We start from the raw sequence: 15,345 nt of genomic DNA on the forward strand, positions 1-15,345 counted from the left end.
GAGGCGGACCGAACGGAGAACCGCCATGAGCACCTCTTCCCCCCACCGGCTCACCTCCTCCCCCATCCGCTTCGACCACGCCTTCTCCCCAGAGCACCGCGACAGCCTGCTGGCCCTGGCCCACGAGGCAGACTTCCCCGCCGGCGCACGCGTGTTCAACCAGGGCGGGCACGCCGGCCGGTTCTGGGTGGTCCGGTCGGGCAACGTCGGCATGGACGTGCACGTACCCGGCAGGCAGGCCGCGGTGGTCGAGACGGCCGGTCCCGGCGAGCTCGTCGGCTGGTCCTGGCTGTTCCCTCCCTACACCTGGCACTTCGGCGCCGAGGCCATGACGCCGGTGCGCACCGACGAGTTCGACGCCGCCGCCGTGCGTGAGCTGATGGACTCCGACCCCGCACTCACCTCCGCAATGTGGCAATGGGTGGGGCAGGTGCTCGCCCACCGGCTCGTCTCCGCCCGGGTCCGGCTCCTCGACCTGTACGCGCCCCACGGCAGCGGAAGCCGCATCTGAGACAATCGTTCCCAGACGTATCCGACCCGAGGGTGTGGCGTGGATGTCCGATGCACCAGCTGCCGCCCCGGCGCCCATCCGGGTGTTCCTCCTCGACGACCACGAGATCCTCCGGCGCGGACTGCACGACCTGCTGGACTCCGAGCCCGACATCCAGGTGGTGGGCGAGGCGGCAACGGCTGCCCAGGCCCTGGCCCGGGGGCCCGCCCTGCGGCCCGACGTAGCCGTACTCGACGTACGGCTACCGGACAGCGACGGCATCACCGTCTGCCGCGAGCTGCGCTCGCGCATGCCGGACCTCGCCTGTCTCATGCTGACGTCCTTCGATGACGAGGACGCCCTGCTCGACGCCATCATGGCGGGCGCGGCCGGGTACGTACTGAAGCAGATCAAAGGCTCCGACCTGGTCGCCGCCATCAGGACCGTGGCGACGGGCCAGTCGATGCTCGACCCCGCGACCACCGCGCGCCTGATGAGCTCCCTCCGGAACCCGACAGCCGGGAAGCCGCCCCGGGACAAGCGGCTGACGGTGCTCTCCGAGCGCGAGCGCGCCGTACTGGAGCTCATCGGCGAGGGCCTCACCAACCGTCAGATCGGCAAACGGCTCTTCCTGTCCGAGAAGACGGTCAAGAACCACATCTCACGGCTGCTTGCCAAGCTCGGGGTCGAACGCCGCGTGCAGGCAGCTGTGATCGCCGCCGAGGTCCGCGAGCACGACGAAACCGGCCGGTAGGGCGCGAAATCACAAGGTAGGTCCGATCGGGATCCGCCAGTCCAGACGGGTTCCGCCACCATCCGGGCGCGGCGAGACGGACAGCCCTCCCCCTCGGGCCTCGGCGCGCTCCGCGAGGTTGCGCAGGCCGCTTCGCCGGCCACCCTCCGCGACACCCACACCGTCGTCACTCACCGTCACGGCCAGCACGCCGTCCGCCAGGACGATAGTGACCTCTGCCCGCTCCGCTCCAGCGTGGCGGGCCACGTTGGTCAGGGCCTCTCCGAGCACGGCTACCACGTCGTCGGCGACCGGCACCGGCACATTGGTGTCGATCAGTCCTTCCATGCGCAGGGCGGGCGTGAACCCGAGCGGAGCCGCCGCCTCACTCACGGCGCGCACCGCGCGGACCCGGAGTCTCGGGGTGCTGCCCGCCGCCTCGTGATCACGGAGTCCGAAGATGGTCGTACGGATGATCTTGATCGTCTCGTCCAGGTCGTCGATCGACCGGCTCAGCCGCTCGGAGGCCTCCGGATGCTCCACGAAGCGCTGGGCGCTCTGCAGGGTCATCCCGGTCGCGAAGAGCCGCTGGATCGCCAGGTCATGCAGATCCCGGGCGATCCGGTCGCGGTCCGCCAGCAGGCTCACCTGCTCACTGTCCCGGCGTCGGTCGGCCAGCTCCAGCGCGAGGGCTGCCTGCCCCGCGAAGCCCGGCAGGGGCGCGACCTCGGCCGCGGCGAACGCCGGCCGCCCTGCACGTCGTACCAGCATCAGCACTCCCCGAAGCTTCACCCTCGTGCCCACCGTGACGGCGACGGCCGGCCCGAAGCCCGTCCACGTATCCGGCTGCGCCTCGGCCCGGGCGTCGGTGGCCACATCGGCCAAGGTGACCAGTCCGTCCCGGGCCAGGACGACGGCGGCCAGGATGCCCTCGCTGCCCGGCAGCACGATCCCGCGGTGCGCTTCGGCACCCTCGCCCAGGGCCAGCGAGCCGCGCAGCTCGCCACTGGGCCCCACCTGGTAGAAAACGCACATGTCGGCCGAGATGATGTCCCGGGCCCGCTCCAGCATGCCCTCCAGCACCTCGATCTCGGAGGAGCCGGACAGCAGCGCGCTCGTGAAGTCTGAGCTGGCCGCCAGCCAGCGCTCCCGGAGCCGGACCTCCTCGTACAGGCGGGCGTTGTCCACGGCGACGCCGGCTGCAACCGCGAGGGTGGACAAGACCCCCTCGTCCTCCGCGTCGAAGCCCTTCCCGCCCCGCTTCTGCGTCAGGTAGAGATTGCCGAACACCTCGTCCCGGACCCGGATCGGTACGCCGAGGAAGGAGCGCATCGGCGGGTGGTGCTCCGGAAAGCCGGCAGAGGCCCCGTGCTCCGAGAGATCTCCCAGGCGCAGGGGCCGCGGGTGCCTGATCAGCTCGCCCAGCAGCCCGTGTCCGGTGGGCAGGGCCCCGATCCGCGCCCGGAGCTGGTCGCTGACGCCCACCGGGAGGAACTCGGCGAGCTTCTCGTCGTCCCCCACCACGCCCAGCGCGCCGTATTCCGCGTCCACGAGGACCACTGCGGCCTCCACGATGCCGCGCAGCACTTGGGCCAGGTCCAGCTCCTGCCCCAGCGACATGACCGCCTCCAGCAGGCCCGTCAGCCGGTCACGGGTATCCCGCGCGTCGGTGATCTGTGCCTGGAGCGCGTCCAGCCTCGGCTGCGGAATCCGGCTCGCCGACGCATCTCGATCGTCCCCGGCCATGGACACCTCCGGCGGCGTCGAAGGGCTCCGCGTACCCGCCCGGCCTCCAGCCTAGTCCTTCACCCGCCGGCCGGTCATGATCGGAGCCACGGGCGAGGGGGCACGGCGGGGCCTGACCGTAGCGAATCCGGTCAGGCTGAGAACCAGGACACGACGCCCGTCCACCCGCCGGGGGCAGTCGGCCCACGCCCACGACCAGGGCCGAGAACCGAGGCCGACCATACGGGCATGTCCGGACGTCTCGCAGAGCACCAATGCCGGGTGGCCATCGCGCAGGACGATCGCCAATTCCGTCTCAGGTGACGCCCACGCGCACAGACCGCGGCCTCTCCACCGCGATGTCCCGCCCTTCCGCGATGTCCGTCATGACGCGTCACTCCCCCGCTCCTCATCGTGCCGCGGAATGAGCTCCACGGGGCAGTGCGAGTGGTGCAGGAGACTGTGCGTCGTACGTCCCAGGGTGGGCCCGAAGTACCCGGGTGATCGCCGCCCTCCCATGACGAGCAGGTCCGCATGGCGGGATGCCTCGACCAGTACGGAAGCCACCGACACGCCCTTTTCGGCATCGGCGTTCACCGGCAACGCCGGGAACTCGTCGCGTACGCGGTCGACGACGGACTTCAGACCGCGAGCATGGCGGCCGGCGAACTCGTTGACGTCGTCGAGCATGGTGACGACGGTTCCGGCGTACTGGAGTACGTTCCACACGGTCAGCAGGCGCAGCGTTGCTTTGCGCAGCTCTGCTTCGCGAGCCGCACGTCGCGCGCATTCGAGGTCGTGCTCGTCCCGAACCGCGGCCAACACCACGCCGCTCTCGGCAAGGTCCTCGCCGCCGCGCACCACAATGACGGGAGTCGTAGCGCCTGCCGCGACCCTCAGACCGACCGACCCCAGCATCAGCGACTCGAATCCGCCCAGCCCGCGGTGACCTACCACCGTCGTGCCGTACTTCGCCCCCACCCGGTGCAGACCGGAGACGGGGTCCCGGCGGCTGTACTCCGTAGTGACGTGAAGCGTCGGGAACCGCTCCGAGACCGCAGCGGCCGTGACCTCCAGCAGGTCACGGCCCTCCACGTGGACGCGTTCGATGATCTGAGCCGACAGGTAGAAGATCCCGTCGGCGGTGTCGGCCGCGTGGAAGACGTGAAGGGTGCTGTTGCGTCGAGATGCCTCGGCGGCAGCCCAGAATGCCGCTGTCAGCGCGGTGCTCGATCCGTCGACACCGACGACGACCGAGCCGAGGTCCGGACGGTGCTGGGTGGAGCCTTCCATGGCTTCCTCCTCTGTCGAACAGCGTCGGGGTGCTTTCACAGTGCCACCCGGACCAGCGGGAGGAGTGGGCCGCAGGGGTCAAGCGAGGGACCTAAGGTCCCTTGCCCACCCCACCGCGCGCCACCGTCTTCGGCGGCACGCACCCGAGGACCGGTCAGTCCCCGTACAGGCCCGTTCGGCCCTCGCCGAACGGACGGACGCGGCGGATGGTGGCTAGTGAGGGCACCCCGCAAGATGCGCTCGCTGGCCGAAGCCGACAGGAGGGCCACAGATGAAGCACGCCAAGGTCGGCTTCCTGATGACCGACGAGGTCGTCTCGGTCCTCGGAAGGACTCCATCCGCGGATGTCGCCGCACTGCTCGTCGAACACGAGATCAGCGGCGTTCCGGTCCTGGACTCGGACGAGCGCGTCGTCGGTGTCATTTCGCGGACCGATCTCCTGGTCCAAGACCACCTCACCGCTCAAGACGTGATGACCGCGCCGGCCGTCACGATCCACGCGGAGCAGACCGTCACCGAGGCCGCCCGCCTCATCACCCGACGCGGGGTGACGCGGCTGCCGGTCGTCGACGAGGAGGACCGTCTGGTCGGCATCGTGACGCGACGGGACCTGCTGCGCGTGTTCCTGCGCCCCGACCACGAGATCCGCCGATTGCTCGTCGAGGAGGTGCTGGCGGACACGATGGGTATCGGTGCCGATGCCGTGAGCGTGGGTGTCGTGGACGGGGTCGTCACCTTGGACGGCCGACTGCCCAGGAGCAGCCAGATTCCCGTCGCGCTCCGGCTCGCGGGACAGTTGGACGGTGTGGTCTCGGTCATCGACCAGCTCACGGCCCACTCCAATGACACCCGCACCCGCACCGCTCCGCTCCGCCGGACCGCAACACCGAAGACGTTCCCCGGTGACGCGGGATGTGGACCGTTCGGCCCCTGCCCGCCCCACCCGCACCGCGCGAGCATGGAGACGAGGCAGGCTCCCCGTCCCCGGTCGCACCAGTACGGAGCCCTGCAGACGGACCCGGGTCTTCCCCCCTTGCTCCGCCACCGCACTTCGTGAGGAGCATCTTCATGGAAGTCCTGATCTTCGCGCTGATCGCCATGGCCGTGGTTGCCCTGATAGGGCTGTCCATGGCCCTGAAGATAGTCAAGCAGTACGAGCAGGGCGTGCTGTTCCGGTTCGGCCGGCTCATCGGAACGCGAGAGCCGGGCCTGCGGGTCATCGTGCCATTCGCGGACGTCCTGCACCGGGTGTCCTTGCGGATCGTCACCATGCCCATCCAATCCCAGGGCATCATCACCCGGGACAACGTCAGCGTCGACGTCTCCGCGGTCGCCTACTTCCGCGTCGTCGACGCCGTGAAGTCGGTCATCGCGATCGAGAACGTGGGCGCCGCCATCAACCAGATCGCCCAGACCACCCTGCGCAAGGTCGTCGGCCAGCACACCCTCGACGAGACGCTTTCGGAGACCGACCGCATCAACCTGGGCATCCGCGAGATCCTCGATGTCACCACCGCCGAATGGGGAGTCGAAGTCACCCTCGTCGAACTGAAGGACATCCAGCTGCCCGACAGCATGAAGCGCGCGATGGCCCGCCAGGCCGAGGCCGAACGGGAGAAGAGGGCCAAGATCATCAACGCCGAGGGCGAATCGATGGCCGCCGCCGCACTCGGCGACGCCTCCGACACCATGATGGCCCACCCCCTCGCCCTGCAACTGCGCAACCTGCAGAGCCTCGTGGAGATCGGCGTCGACAAGAACACCACCGTGGTCTTCCCCGCACCGCTCATGAGCACCATCGGCGAACTCGGCGCCTTCCTCGCCCGCGAGAGCGCGGCGGCGACGCTCCAGACACCGCGGCCGACGGAGATCAACACGCCCCTCCCCAGCCCGTCCCCGCCTAACGGAGCGCGAGCGATCAAGACCGTCTGACCGAAAGTCGGCGCCGCCGTGGGGAGGTCGTTCTCCGCACGGCGGCGCCGTCTGCTGTGGGGCGCATTCAGCGGGTCGCGGCGAGTTCGGCGGCGATCCGACGGGCCCAGGCGCGGAGCCGCTCGGGATCGCGGAAGTCCCCGGCCCGGCCCTGGCGCACCAGGATCCGTGCGAGCAGGCCGGGGGTCGTGTCCGTGATGTTGCCCCGCGATGCCGGCGCTCGCGCCGCGCTTGCTGCCGTAGGCGACCAGTACCCGCTGTGCGCTCACTGTGCGCTCATGGGCCTGGCCGTCACGTCTTCTGGACGCGCGACGGGTTCGACACGGCCAGGTCGTCGTGGCGCGGACCGCCCAGCACGACCTTCAGCGCACCCGTCTCACCGGCACGGGAGAAGACCTCGTACGCCTCTTCCATCTGTCCCAGCGCGAAACGATGGGTGATCAGCGACGAGGTCGGCAGCCGGCCGGCCGCCAGCATGCGCAGCAGCATCGGCGTGGAGCAGGTGTCCACTAGGCCGGTGGTGATGGTGACGTCCTTGATCCACAGGTCTTCGAGGTGCAGGGTCGCCGGCTTGCCGTGGACGCCGATGTTCGCGACCCGGCCGCCGGGGCGGACCATGCGGGTGCACATCTCGAAGGTCTCGGGCACGCCGACGGCCTCCATGACGACGTCCGCGCCGAGACCGTCGGTCAGGTCGCCCACGAGCATTTCCGGTTCCTCGGCGGCGTTCACGACCGCGTCCGCCCCCAGTTCGCGCGCCGCCGCCAGCCGGGACGGCGCGAGATCGACGGCGATGACGCGGGCCGGCGAGTACAGCCGGGCCGTAGCGATGGCCGCGAGTCCTACGGGTCCGGCGCCGACGACGACGACGGTGTCCCCGGGCCGCACGTTGCCGTTCAGCACTCCCACCTCGTAGGCGGTGGGGAAGATGTCCGCCAGCAGGACGGCATCGTCGCTGTCGACCGTGCTCGGCAGCGGGTGCACGGAAAGGTCGGCGAACGGCACCCGGACGTATTCGGCCTGGGTTCCGTCAATGGTGTGGCCGAGTACCCAGCCACCGCCCCCACGGCACTGCCCGTAGCGGCTCTCACGGCAGAACCGGCACCGGCCGCACGAGGAGATGCAGGAGACCAGGACCCGGTCGCCGGGCCGCACCGAGCGGACGTCACCGCCGGTCTCCACCACCGTTCCCACGGCCTCGTGCCCGAGCATCCGGCCGGGCACCACTTCCGGCAGGTCACCCTTGACGATGTGCAGATCCGTACCGCAGATGGTCACGGCATCGACGCGCACGATCACGTCGGCCGGATCCTTGAGGGCGGGATCCGGCACCTCCTGCCACGCGGTGCGTCCCGGTCCCTGGAAAACGAGTGCCTTCATGACGCCGCCTCTCCATGTCTCCCGTGCTCCGGCAAGGTCACCTCAGGCTGTCCCCGCCGCCCGGTTTCCGGACAGGGCCGGACGGTCCCGCACCGGGGCCCGACAGGCCCGTCCGGGCCGTGCCATGAACGTGTGATGGTGGATGGCGGGGTCCCTGCACCCGGGGACGGCCGCCGATCTCCGGGACACCCCGGGGGAATCCTTCGCCTTCTCATTTGAGGACCCGCGCCATGAACTCCCGTCCGCATCTCGTCCGCGACGTGATGACGAGAACCGTCGTCAGCGTCACGCCCCTCGCCGAGTTCAAGGAGATCGTCGCCGTCATGAAGCAGTGGCAAGTGACGGCAGTGCCAGTCATCGAAGGCGCGGGCGAGGGCGAGCGCGCGAGCAGGGTCATCGGTGTGGTCTCGGAAGCCGATCTGCTTCCGAAGGAGGAGTTCCGCGACCGCGACCCCGGTCTCATCGAGCAGATGCGGCGGCTGGGTGACACGCTGAAGGCCGGATCGACCTTGGCCAAGGACCTGATGACGACCCCCGCCGTCACCGTTCGGCCCGACACCACCCTGGCCCAGGCGGCACGGCTGATGGCGGAGCGGCACATCAGACGACTGCTGGTCGTCGACCCGGCCGGCACCCTCCAGGGCATCGTCAGCCGCGCCGATCTGCTCAAGGTGTTCCTGCGCCCGGACAGTGAACTCGCGGACGACATACGGCGCGAGGTGGTCCGCCGACTGTTCCCGCTCGCACAGCACAGGGTGCGGGTCGATGTCCGCCACGGTGTGGTCACCCTCTCCGGCGGGATCCTCGACGCATCACTCATTCCGGTGGCAGCACGTCTCGCACGCGCTGTGGAAGGCGTGGTCGACGTCAACTGCGCCCTGACCACATCAGCCGCGCGGACGGCCGGAGCGTAGACCCTCTGCCTCATCGGAAACACCTGGTCAGAAACCCTTTCGATCTCCGCACCGGAGTAGGATGGAGGTACCGGGAGTACTTCGCGCATCGGATGCAGCTCAGGTGTCATTTCCGGCGATCAATACGCCGGGCCGTCGAACTGCGGGCAGCCCGGGGACAGGTCTCCACCATGACCGTCATCCTGGAACGAGCCACACCCCCCGCGTCACCCACTGCCGTGCCTCCTCGTCCCGCCCGCCTCGTACTGACGCCGAAGACCGCCCTCGCCGGGCAGCTGGACGGTGCCTGGTGGCCCCGCTCCCGTGACCTCGCAGCCGAACTCCCGGTCCTCGTCGCCGCCTTGGCCGAGCCCTGCGGACGCATCACCCGCGTCACCGTGAACCCCACCCGCTGGCCCGTCGTCCCACACAAGGTCTCCGTGGCCGACCACGCTGTGCACGTAGGCTGGTTCACCGAACAGGACCCCGACAAGCTGATCCTGCTCTCCTACACCGTCGGCCGCTGGGACCTCCTCGTCATCCCGCCCCAGACCCAACCCGCCGCCGCGGCCCGCCTGATGGCCGCCGCCGCCGTCCCCGGCAGCGTCCTGACCGCCCGCGCATTGATCGCCGCCGAGGCCGCCATCGGCCGAAACCCCGACCTCCGGAACCGGGAAGACGCCTGGGAGAGCGAAGGCGGGGCGCGCGCATCCGACATCGGCTCCCTCGCCAGGCTGCCGGTCGGACCGCTGTCCGCCGGCGCTTGGTGGTGAACCCCGTCCGCAGGATGTCGCCGTAGCGGCAGTAGGATCGCTGCGCCTCCCTCAGGCTGGCGCAGCGGGAACGTCAGCGTTCCGCTCAGGTCCTCCCCGGTACCGGAGGTTCTCAGGACTAGCCTTCGCATCATGCTGAGCATTGCCGACACCCGGACCGGCCGGTTGGTGGAGATTCCTTCCGGACACCGCCACCTGCTGCGCATCTGTGTCCACCTGCCGGCCATCGGCCCCCGGGGCGGCGCGATCGACCTGCGGACGCCCCTGGTCGGTGACGTGTTGGCACGTACGGCGGAGCTGCGTGGTCTGCAGGCCCTCACGGTCCTCATCACACCGGACCTGCCGCATGAGCAAGGCCAGGCCCTCAACCACTCCATGGCCGCTCTCGGCATCCACCCGCCCGCCACCGTCGGTGGACACCAGCTGTCCGAGACACTGTGCGCCGCCGCCGACGTGCACCTTCTCGCGTACGGCGCTGCCGCTCAGGACGGGGTCGGCGGGGTCCGGGTCGACGTGGGCCGAGTCAGCCCGGCACCCCCGGGCGGGGAGATCCCGGACGGTGCCCCTCTCCTCGCCTCGGGTCCGCTGGACGAGTTCGCCCCGGCGGGTACCGATCCGCTGGCTGTGAGGATGCTGTTGCTCGGGCACGCCCACCGCGCGCCGGTCACGGTCACGGGCGCAGGGCTCGCGGAGGCACGGCGGACGCTGCGGCGCTGGCGGCAGCAGGTGGCCTACTGGGCGCAGGAGCCCTCCAGGCCGATCCCCGCCGACGTGCTGCGACAGGCACAGGTCGCGCTGGCTGACAATCTCGGCGTCCCTGTCGTTCTGGAAATGCTGCGCAGTGTGGCCGGGCGCGCCGATGTGCCGGCCGGTGCCAAATTCGAGACGTTCGTCTTTCTGGACCGGATCCTCGGGCTGGACCTCGCGCGGGAGGTGGGGCACCAGCACCCGGCGACGCCATGACGCCAGGCAACTCCCCGGCGCCTGGTCGTCCTGCGGCATGCCAAGTCTGCCTGGCCGCTGCCGGACGACCACGAACGGCCGTTCGCCCCGCGCGGCTGCCGCGACTCCCCGGCCGTCGGCCTCTGGCGGCGCGCGGCCGCAGGGCGTGGGCACCGGGCTGCCGGTCGTTGGCGTCGCCACCACACTGACCGACCAGCTGAGGTGTCGGCGGGCAGGACGAAGGTGACCTCCGTGCGATTCTTGCGCAGCGTGCGCTCCCGCATGGTGCGGGCTCCTGACAGCAGGTGGGGGTGAGGATCGTGTCCGTTCTCGGAGCTGAAGGGATGCCCCGCCTTCCGACGCCGCCACATCGAGGGACCGGCCTCACCCGTGTGCCTCGCTTCGTCGTCGACATGATGCAGACCGTCACGCTGCGTGTCAGCGTGATCGAGAGGAATCCTTCCCCCCACATCAAGAGGAGTCGCCGTCATGGGCCGTACGCAGGACAACCATCAGGAGCCGGGCAAGGGACGCGAGGCGCAGGAGCACCGTCGCCCCGGAGACCCTGCTCAGCCCCAGCCGGGCAAGCCGTCCCGTGAGCAGAGCCAGAAGCCGGGCGAGGGCGAGGCTTCACGTGGTCGCGAGGACGATCTGCTGCGCGAAGAGGACCTGCACGACGAGACCTTCTGACCAGAGCACTACTCGTCCCATTACGCAGAGCCCGGCCGGTCCACAGTCACCCCGGCCGGGCTCTGGCACGTCGCGCCGATGCCGAACTTGAGGCCCGCAGCTGCACCAGCCGTCGACTCCACGCCAGGACTGCGCTGTCCGGGAAGCCTTCCGCGGAGGGGATCTACCCAGAAGGCAGGGACCTTGCCTCATTCCGCGAGATCGAAGGTGCCTCGACGTCAAGATCAGAAGACTGCCGCCGAGATCGCGCCGACTCCCGCCCGACCCTCTGAATCGAAACGATGTGGGCCGCCACGCAGAGCCCGACCTGGCCTGGACCCCAAGATCGGGGACCACCTCGACCTGCCGCTCGCCGGCCTCCTCTACAGACCGACGGCCCACTGCGGCCCTGGAAGAGGCTCACCTTCAGCAGTCCGTGGCAGCCGGCGGGCCCACGACCAAGCCCCTCCACGTGATCACCCTCGACGGAGAGAGCCGCTCCGCACGACACTTCCGAATATCTAACTACCCGTCAGCAGAGTCAGCAAAGGGTCAGCATTGTTCGATCGAACCTGACCGCACCCTGACTCGCACGAGACTCGACTTCAAGATCAAGAGGCCTTTCCGGAGTCGGCGTCGGCTCTGAAGAAGCCTCTAGAAGCGGAACGAACTGGCAGCCTCCGCGTCCGGCCGCCTTGGACGGCATGTACGCAGTTCAGCGCACTCTTCCCCTAGGCTTCAACCGAGTTGGGGGGAGTTCGGGGGCAGGAATCGGAGCGCCATCGTAGCCCTTGACCTCGCCGTAGCGGGTGCCCTTCATCCAGTCCTCGCGGAAGCCCGCGATATCCTCTTGGGACCGTCCGATCCAGTTCCAGAACATCACGATCTCCTCCTCGAACGGCTCGCCGCCCAGCAGCATCAGGCCGGCGTCCGAGACCGCGCGGAGGGGGAGGTCCCGGCGGCCGCAGCCGAGGTAGAGCATCGCGCCCGGGAGGAGCGGTACGCCGTCGACGTGGGCTTCGCCCGACATGGACAGGACCGCGTACTCGAAGTCCGAGTCGAGCGGGAGCCGGGTCTCCGTGCCCGCCGCCAGGGCCAGGTCCGCGCCGACGATCGGGCTGTACGCGGTCCCGGGCGAGGTCGCCGAGTCCAGGGTGCCCAGGATGACCGTCGCCGTCAGGCCCGGGGCGCTGACCTGCGGGAGGTCGGCGTGGTGCTGGAAGTGCGGGTCCACGTCGCGGTGCGCGTCCGGGAGGGCCACCCACAGCTGCGCGCCGTGCAGGAAGCGGGCGTGCGGGCGCGGGCTCTCCTCGGAGTGGCTGATGCCCCGACCGGAGGTCATCAGGCCGAGCTCGCGCGGGCGGATCGTCGCCAGGCTGCCGACGCTGTCGCGGTGCAGCACCTCGCCCTCGTGGAGCCAGCTGACCGTCTGGAGCCCCGAGTGGGGGTGCGGGGCCACGGCCATACCGGGCTCGTCAGCGATGTCGTCGGGACCGTAGTGGTCGACGAAGCACCAGGCGCCGACCATGCGGCGGCCCAGGTTCGGCAGGAGCCGGCGGACCTCGGTGGACTCGCCGAGTTTGACGGTGCGCGGGCTCAGGAGCTCGCGCACCGGCTCGGCGACGACGAACCCGCGGCCGCCGCAGGTGGAGAGAGCGGGTTGGCGATCGAGATTGCTCATACCGCACAACTTAGCCCCGGCGCCGCCGCCGCGGTCATGGGAATGTGCGTACGGATCCGCGTGTTGCAGCAGCCGGACGGAACGACGAGCAGAGCAGAACAAGGCAGAGCACGGCAGAGCACGGCACCTGTGCGGCGGAAGGGATCCGATGGACGTGATGGGCGCGATGGACGTGACGGGCGGGACGGGAGCGATCGACGCGCGGCAGGGCTACCTGGAGCACGGGACCGCCGCCGAGCGCTGGGACCGCGGCCGGCTCTTCTTCGAGGCGAAGGAGTACGCGAACGCCGCTCGCGTCCTGCACGGCGTGGCGGCCGAGGCCCCCGAGCTGCTGGCTCCCCGGATGCTGCTGGCTCGCGCCTACTACCACTCCGCCCAGCTCTCCAAGGCCGAGCGCGAGCTCCGCGCCGTCCTGGACCGCTGGCCCGTGGAGGACTACGCGCAGCTGATGCTCGGGCGGACCCTGGAGCGCCAGGGCCGGCCCGCCGAGGCGGCTCCGTACCTGCGGATCGCCGCCGCGATGGCCGGGGACTTCCCGGAGTAACGCGGTACCGGAGCGGTCGCAGGCGCGGTCCCGGAGCGATCCCGCAGCGGTCCCGGAGCGGTCCCGCACCCGTAGCAGCGCGGTGCGGTACCGGGTCCGGACCGGGCCTGCGGCGGGGCCGGGTGCCGCGGCGCCCACTCTCCCGGCCCCGCCCGTGCGGGACCGGGGCGGTCCCTCGGTTAGCCTGGGGGCAATATGAACCGTCTGACCACGCCCTTCGGCTCCTTCGAGCTCGCCCGCTTCCCCGAGGACCCGCGCGACCGGCTCTTCGCATGGGACGCCGCCGACGAGTACCTGCTCCGCCACCTCGAATCCGGTACGGGTGAACGCGGCCCGGTGGATCTGGCCGGCGCCGGGCAGATCACCGTGATCGGGGACCGCTGGGGGGCGCTGACGACGGCGCTGGCCGCGCACCACCCGACCCAGATCACCGACTCCAGCCTGACCCGCTCCGCCACCGCGGCCAATCTGGACCGCAACGGCATCGGGACCGCCAAGAGCACCGTGACCCTGCTGACGACTCAGGACGCCCCGCCGGAGCGGATCGACGTGCTCCTGGTGCGGGTACCCAAGAGCCTGGCGCTGCTGGAGGACATGCTCTACCGCCTCGCCCCGCACGTGCACGCCGGGACCGTCGTCGTCGGCGCCGGCATGGTGAAGGAGATCCACACCTCCACGCTGCGGCTCTTCGAGAAGATCCTCGGTCCGACGAAGACCTCGCTGGCCGAGAAGAAGGCCCGCCTGATCTTCTGCACGCCCGGCAACCCCGGAGCCGCGCATCCCCGGACCGACGGCCCGTGGCCGGTGACGTACACCGTCGACCAGGACGCCGGGTCGGGCTCCGGTCTGACCGTGGTCAACCACGCCGGGATCTTCTGCGCGGACCGCCTCGACGTCGGCACCCGCTTCTTCCTGCAGAGCATTCCGACCAACACGGACGGGGCCCGCGTCGTCGACCTGGGCTGCGGCAACGGCGTCGTCGGCACTGCGGTGGCGGTGGCCGACCCGGAGGCCGAGGTCGTCTTCACGGACGAGTCGTACCAGGCGGTGGCCTCGGCGGAGGCCACGTACCGCGCCAATGTCCAAGGACGTCTGGACCGCGCCGAGTTCATCGTCGGGGACGGGGTCTCGATGCTGCCGCCCGGTTCGGTGGACCTGGTGCTCTGCAATCCGCCCTTCCACTCCCACCAGGCGACCACCGACGCGACGGCGCTGCGGATGTTCGCGCAGTCGCGCAAGGTACTGCGGCCGGGCGGCGAGCTGTGGGTGGTGGCCAACCGCCACATGGGCTACCACACGCACCTGCGCCGGCTCTTCGGCAACAGCGAAGTCGCCGCGAGCGAGCCGAAGTTCGTGGTCCTGAGGGCGGTCAAGCGGCGCGAGCAGCCCCGCGCCGCGTGACCTGCCGGTACAGCCTGCGCGGCGATCTTCCGACCGCCCCGCGCTAACTCGCCGGTAGGCCCGTCAGCGCGTCTTACACTCGGCCGCGTGAGCAGTCAGGTGGATCAGGACGCGGCCGTCGGCGGGCACTACCGCCGGGATGAACTGGCCCGCGCGGCCGGGGTGAAGGTGCGCAACCTGCGCTACTACCAGGAGCGCGGACTCCTCCCGGCACCGCGCCGGGAGGGGCGGATCGCCTGGTACTCCGACGACCACCTCACCCGACTGCGCCTGATCAGCAACCTGTTGGGGCGCGGTTACACCGTCAACGGCATAGCCGAGCTGCTGGCGGCCTGGGAGCAGGGCGGCGGGCTTTCCCAACTGTTGGGCCTGGAGCGGGAGATGACCCGCGACTGGGAGCAGGAGGAGCCGGTCGTCATGTCCCGGGCCGCGCTGCGTGAGCTGTTCGGCCCGACGGCCTCCCCCGAGGACACCCGGCGGGCGGCCGAGCTGGGGTACGTGACGATCGACGGGGACCTGGTCACGCACCGCAGCCGGCGCCTGCTGGAGGCGACGGTGACGCTGGTGCGGGCGGGGGTGCCGCTCGGGGAGGTCCTGGACGCGGGGGACTTCGTGCAGACGCAGGCGGCCGCTGTCGCGGACCGGTTCGTCGCCCTGTTCAGCACGCACGTGATCGGCGCGGACGGGCTGGAACAGCTTTCGGCCACGCGCCTGCGGCACATCACCGAGGCGGTCGCGGCGCTGCGTCCGCTGGCGGGCGGGGTCGTGGCCGCCGAGTTCGCCCGGGCGATGGCCCGGCGGGTGGACGCCGAAGTCTCCGAGCTGCTGCGCACGGAGTCTTCCGGGGCGTGACCGGCGAGTAGGACTCGGCCGAAAAGGTACGCCCGAG

15 protein-coding genes and 1 pseudogene are annotated in these 15,345 nt (G+C 70.4%); 12 read left to right on the top strand and 4 right to left on the bottom strand.

Annotated elements, in window-relative coordinates; translation table 11 throughout:
• Positions 1 to 25: 25 nt before the first annotated feature.
• Together AC6CKD_RS07805 and AC6CKD_RS07810 are read left to right on the top strand one after the other, a co-directional pair.
• A complete protein-coding gene (locus AC6CKD_RS07805) occupies positions 26 to 511 on the top strand; it encodes a Crp/Fnr family transcriptional regulator (RefSeq protein WP_498326041.1) in 486 nt (161 codons plus the stop codon).
• 43 nt (positions 512 to 554) lie between these two features.
• The gene (locus AC6CKD_RS07810) at positions 555 to 1,244 is read left to right on the top strand and encodes a response regulator (RefSeq protein ID WP_498326042.1); all 690 of its coding nucleotides are present in this window, start codon (positions 555 to 557) and stop codon (positions 1,242 to 1,244) included.
• Positions 1,245 to 1,253: 9 nt separating this feature from the next.
• Here AC6CKD_RS07810 and AC6CKD_RS07815 read toward each other — a convergent pair whose 3' ends face one another.
• Together AC6CKD_RS07815 and AC6CKD_RS07820 are read right to left on the bottom strand one after the other, a co-directional pair.
• Positions 1,254 to 2,969, bottom strand: a complete 1,716-nt coding sequence (locus AC6CKD_RS07815; protein ID WP_498326043.1) for a sensor histidine kinase — start codon at positions 2,967 to 2,969, stop codon at positions 1,254 to 1,256.
• Between the two features lie 363 nt (positions 2,970 to 3,332).
• Complete coding sequence (locus tag AC6CKD_RS07820; protein WP_498326044.1) at positions 3,333 to 4,241, bottom strand: universal stress protein; 909 nt, start codon at positions 4,239 to 4,241, stop codon at positions 3,333 to 3,335.
• Between the two features lie 271 nt (positions 4,242 to 4,512).
• Here AC6CKD_RS07820 and AC6CKD_RS07825 point away from each other — a divergent pair, with 271 nt between their 5' ends.
• Together AC6CKD_RS07825 and AC6CKD_RS07830 are read left to right on the top strand one after the other, a co-directional pair.
• On the top strand, positions 4,513 to 5,298 hold the full coding sequence (locus AC6CKD_RS07825) for a CBS domain-containing protein (protein WP_498326045.1): 786 nt from the start codon (positions 4,513 to 4,515) through the stop codon (positions 5,296 to 5,298).
• Positions 5,299 to 5,309: 11 nt separating this feature from the next.
• Positions 5,310 to 6,173 (top strand): slipin family protein, encoded by an 864-nt coding sequence (locus tag AC6CKD_RS07830; RefSeq protein ID WP_498326046.1) that lies wholly within the window; start codon positions 5,310 to 5,312, stop codon positions 6,171 to 6,173.
• A gap of 291 nt (positions 6,174 to 6,464) precedes the next feature.
• On the opposite strand, the gene AC6CKD_RS07835 is transcribed toward AC6CKD_RS07830, so the two are convergent.
• Positions 6,465 to 7,553 (bottom strand): zinc-dependent alcohol dehydrogenase family protein, encoded by a 1,089-nt coding sequence (locus tag AC6CKD_RS07835; protein ID WP_498326047.1) that lies wholly within the window; start codon positions 7,551 to 7,553, stop codon positions 6,465 to 6,467.
• A gap of 230 nt (positions 7,554 to 7,783) precedes the next feature.
• Between AC6CKD_RS07835 and AC6CKD_RS07840 the strand changes: the two genes are divergently transcribed.
• The 5 genes and pseudogenes from AC6CKD_RS07840 to AC6CKD_RS07860 all read left to right on the top strand — a co-directional run bounded on the left by AC6CKD_RS07840 (position 7,784) and on the right by AC6CKD_RS07860 (position 10,851).
• The gene (locus AC6CKD_RS07840) at positions 7,784 to 8,467 is read left to right on the top strand and encodes a CBS domain-containing protein (RefSeq protein ID WP_498326049.1); all 684 of its coding nucleotides are present in this window, start codon (positions 7,784 to 7,786) and stop codon (positions 8,465 to 8,467) included.
• A gap of 170 nt (positions 8,468 to 8,637) precedes the next feature.
• Complete coding sequence (locus AC6CKD_RS07845; protein ID WP_498326051.1) at positions 8,638 to 9,219, top strand: DUF5994 family protein; 582 nt, start codon at positions 8,638 to 8,640, stop codon at positions 9,217 to 9,219.
• Between the two features lie 132 nt (positions 9,220 to 9,351).
• Positions 9,352 to 10,182, top strand: a complete 831-nt coding sequence (locus AC6CKD_RS07850) for a hypothetical protein (protein ID WP_498326053.1) — start codon at positions 9,352 to 9,354, stop codon at positions 10,180 to 10,182.
• A gap of 21 nt (positions 10,183 to 10,203) precedes the next feature.
• A pseudogene (locus tag AC6CKD_RS07855) lies at positions 10,204 to 10,302 on the top strand (histidine phosphatase family protein); the annotation flags it as partial.
• A 348-nt stretch (positions 10,303 to 10,650) separates the two neighbouring features.
• A complete protein-coding gene (locus tag AC6CKD_RS07860) occupies positions 10,651 to 10,851 on the top strand; it encodes a hypothetical protein (RefSeq protein ID WP_498326054.1) in 201 nt (66 codons plus the stop codon).
• Positions 10,852 to 11,545: 694 nt separating this feature from the next.
• On the opposite strand, the gene AC6CKD_RS07865 is transcribed toward AC6CKD_RS07860, so the two are convergent.
• Positions 11,546 to 12,511 carry a pirin family protein gene (locus AC6CKD_RS07865; RefSeq protein ID WP_498326056.1) on the bottom strand — a complete coding sequence of 322 codons (966 nt, stop codon included), beginning with the start codon at positions 12,509 to 12,511 and terminating at the stop codon, positions 11,546 to 11,548.
• A 157-nt stretch (positions 12,512 to 12,668) separates the two neighbouring features.
• Between AC6CKD_RS07865 and AC6CKD_RS07870 the strand changes: the two genes are divergently transcribed.
• From AC6CKD_RS07870 to AC6CKD_RS07880, 3 genes are all read left to right on the top strand, one after another.
• Entirely contained in the window at positions 12,669 to 13,055 is a 387-nt protein-coding gene (locus AC6CKD_RS07870) for a tetratricopeptide repeat protein (RefSeq protein WP_498326296.1), read from the top strand.
• Positions 13,056 to 13,259: 204 nt separating this feature from the next.
• Positions 13,260 to 14,456: a methyltransferase gene (locus AC6CKD_RS07875; RefSeq protein WP_498326298.1), complete on the top strand. Its 1,197-nt coding sequence runs from the start codon at positions 13,260 to 13,262 to the stop codon at positions 14,454 to 14,456.
• A gap of 87 nt (positions 14,457 to 14,543) precedes the next feature.
• Positions 14,544 to 15,308, top strand: coding sequence for a MerR family transcriptional regulator (locus AC6CKD_RS07880; RefSeq protein ID WP_498326057.1), 765 nt, complete (start codon positions 14,544 to 14,546; stop codon positions 15,306 to 15,308).
• Positions 15,309 to 15,345: the final 37 nt, after the last annotated feature.

Source organism: Streptomyces sp. GQ60, assembly GCF_059758875.1.

Excerpts from the sequence above, each read along its gene's own strand:
- AC6CKD_RS07805 (WP_498326041.1), top strand. The coding sequence starts at position 26 with ATGAGCACCTCTTCCCCCCACCGGCTCACCTCCTCCCCCATCCGCTTC.
- AC6CKD_RS07810 (WP_498326042.1), top strand. The coding sequence starts at position 555 with ATGTCCGATGCACCAGCTGCCGCCCCGGCGCCCATCCGGGTGTTCCTC.
- AC6CKD_RS07815 (WP_498326043.1), bottom strand. The coding sequence starts at position 2,969 with ATGGCCGGGGACGATCGAGATGCGTCGGCGAGCCGGATTCCGCAGCCG.
- AC6CKD_RS07820 (WP_498326044.1), bottom strand. The coding sequence starts at position 4,241 with ATGGAAGGCTCCACCCAGCACCGTCCGGACCTCGGCTCGGTCGTCGTC.
- AC6CKD_RS07825 (WP_498326045.1), top strand. The coding sequence starts at position 4,513 with ATGAAGCACGCCAAGGTCGGCTTCCTGATGACCGACGAGGTCGTCTCG.
- AC6CKD_RS07830 (WP_498326046.1), top strand. The coding sequence starts at position 5,310 with ATGGAAGTCCTGATCTTCGCGCTGATCGCCATGGCCGTGGTTGCCCTG.
- AC6CKD_RS07835 (WP_498326047.1), bottom strand. The coding sequence starts at position 7,553 with ATGAAGGCACTCGTTTTCCAGGGACCGGGACGCACCGCGTGGCAGGAG.
- AC6CKD_RS07840 (WP_498326049.1), top strand. The coding sequence starts at position 7,784 with ATGAACTCCCGTCCGCATCTCGTCCGCGACGTGATGACGAGAACCGTC.
- AC6CKD_RS07845 (WP_498326051.1), top strand. The coding sequence starts at position 8,638 with ATGACCGTCATCCTGGAACGAGCCACACCCCCCGCGTCACCCACTGCC.
- AC6CKD_RS07850 (WP_498326053.1), top strand. The coding sequence starts at position 9,352 with ATGCTGAGCATTGCCGACACCCGGACCGGCCGGTTGGTGGAGATTCCT.
- AC6CKD_RS07860 (WP_498326054.1), top strand. The coding sequence starts at position 10,651 with ATGGGCCGTACGCAGGACAACCATCAGGAGCCGGGCAAGGGACGCGAG.
- AC6CKD_RS07865 (WP_498326056.1), bottom strand. The coding sequence starts at position 12,511 with ATGAGCAATCTCGATCGCCAACCCGCTCTCTCCACCTGCGGCGGCCGC.
- AC6CKD_RS07870 (WP_498326296.1), top strand. The coding sequence starts at position 12,669 with ATGGGCGCGATGGACGTGACGGGCGGGACGGGAGCGATCGACGCGCGG.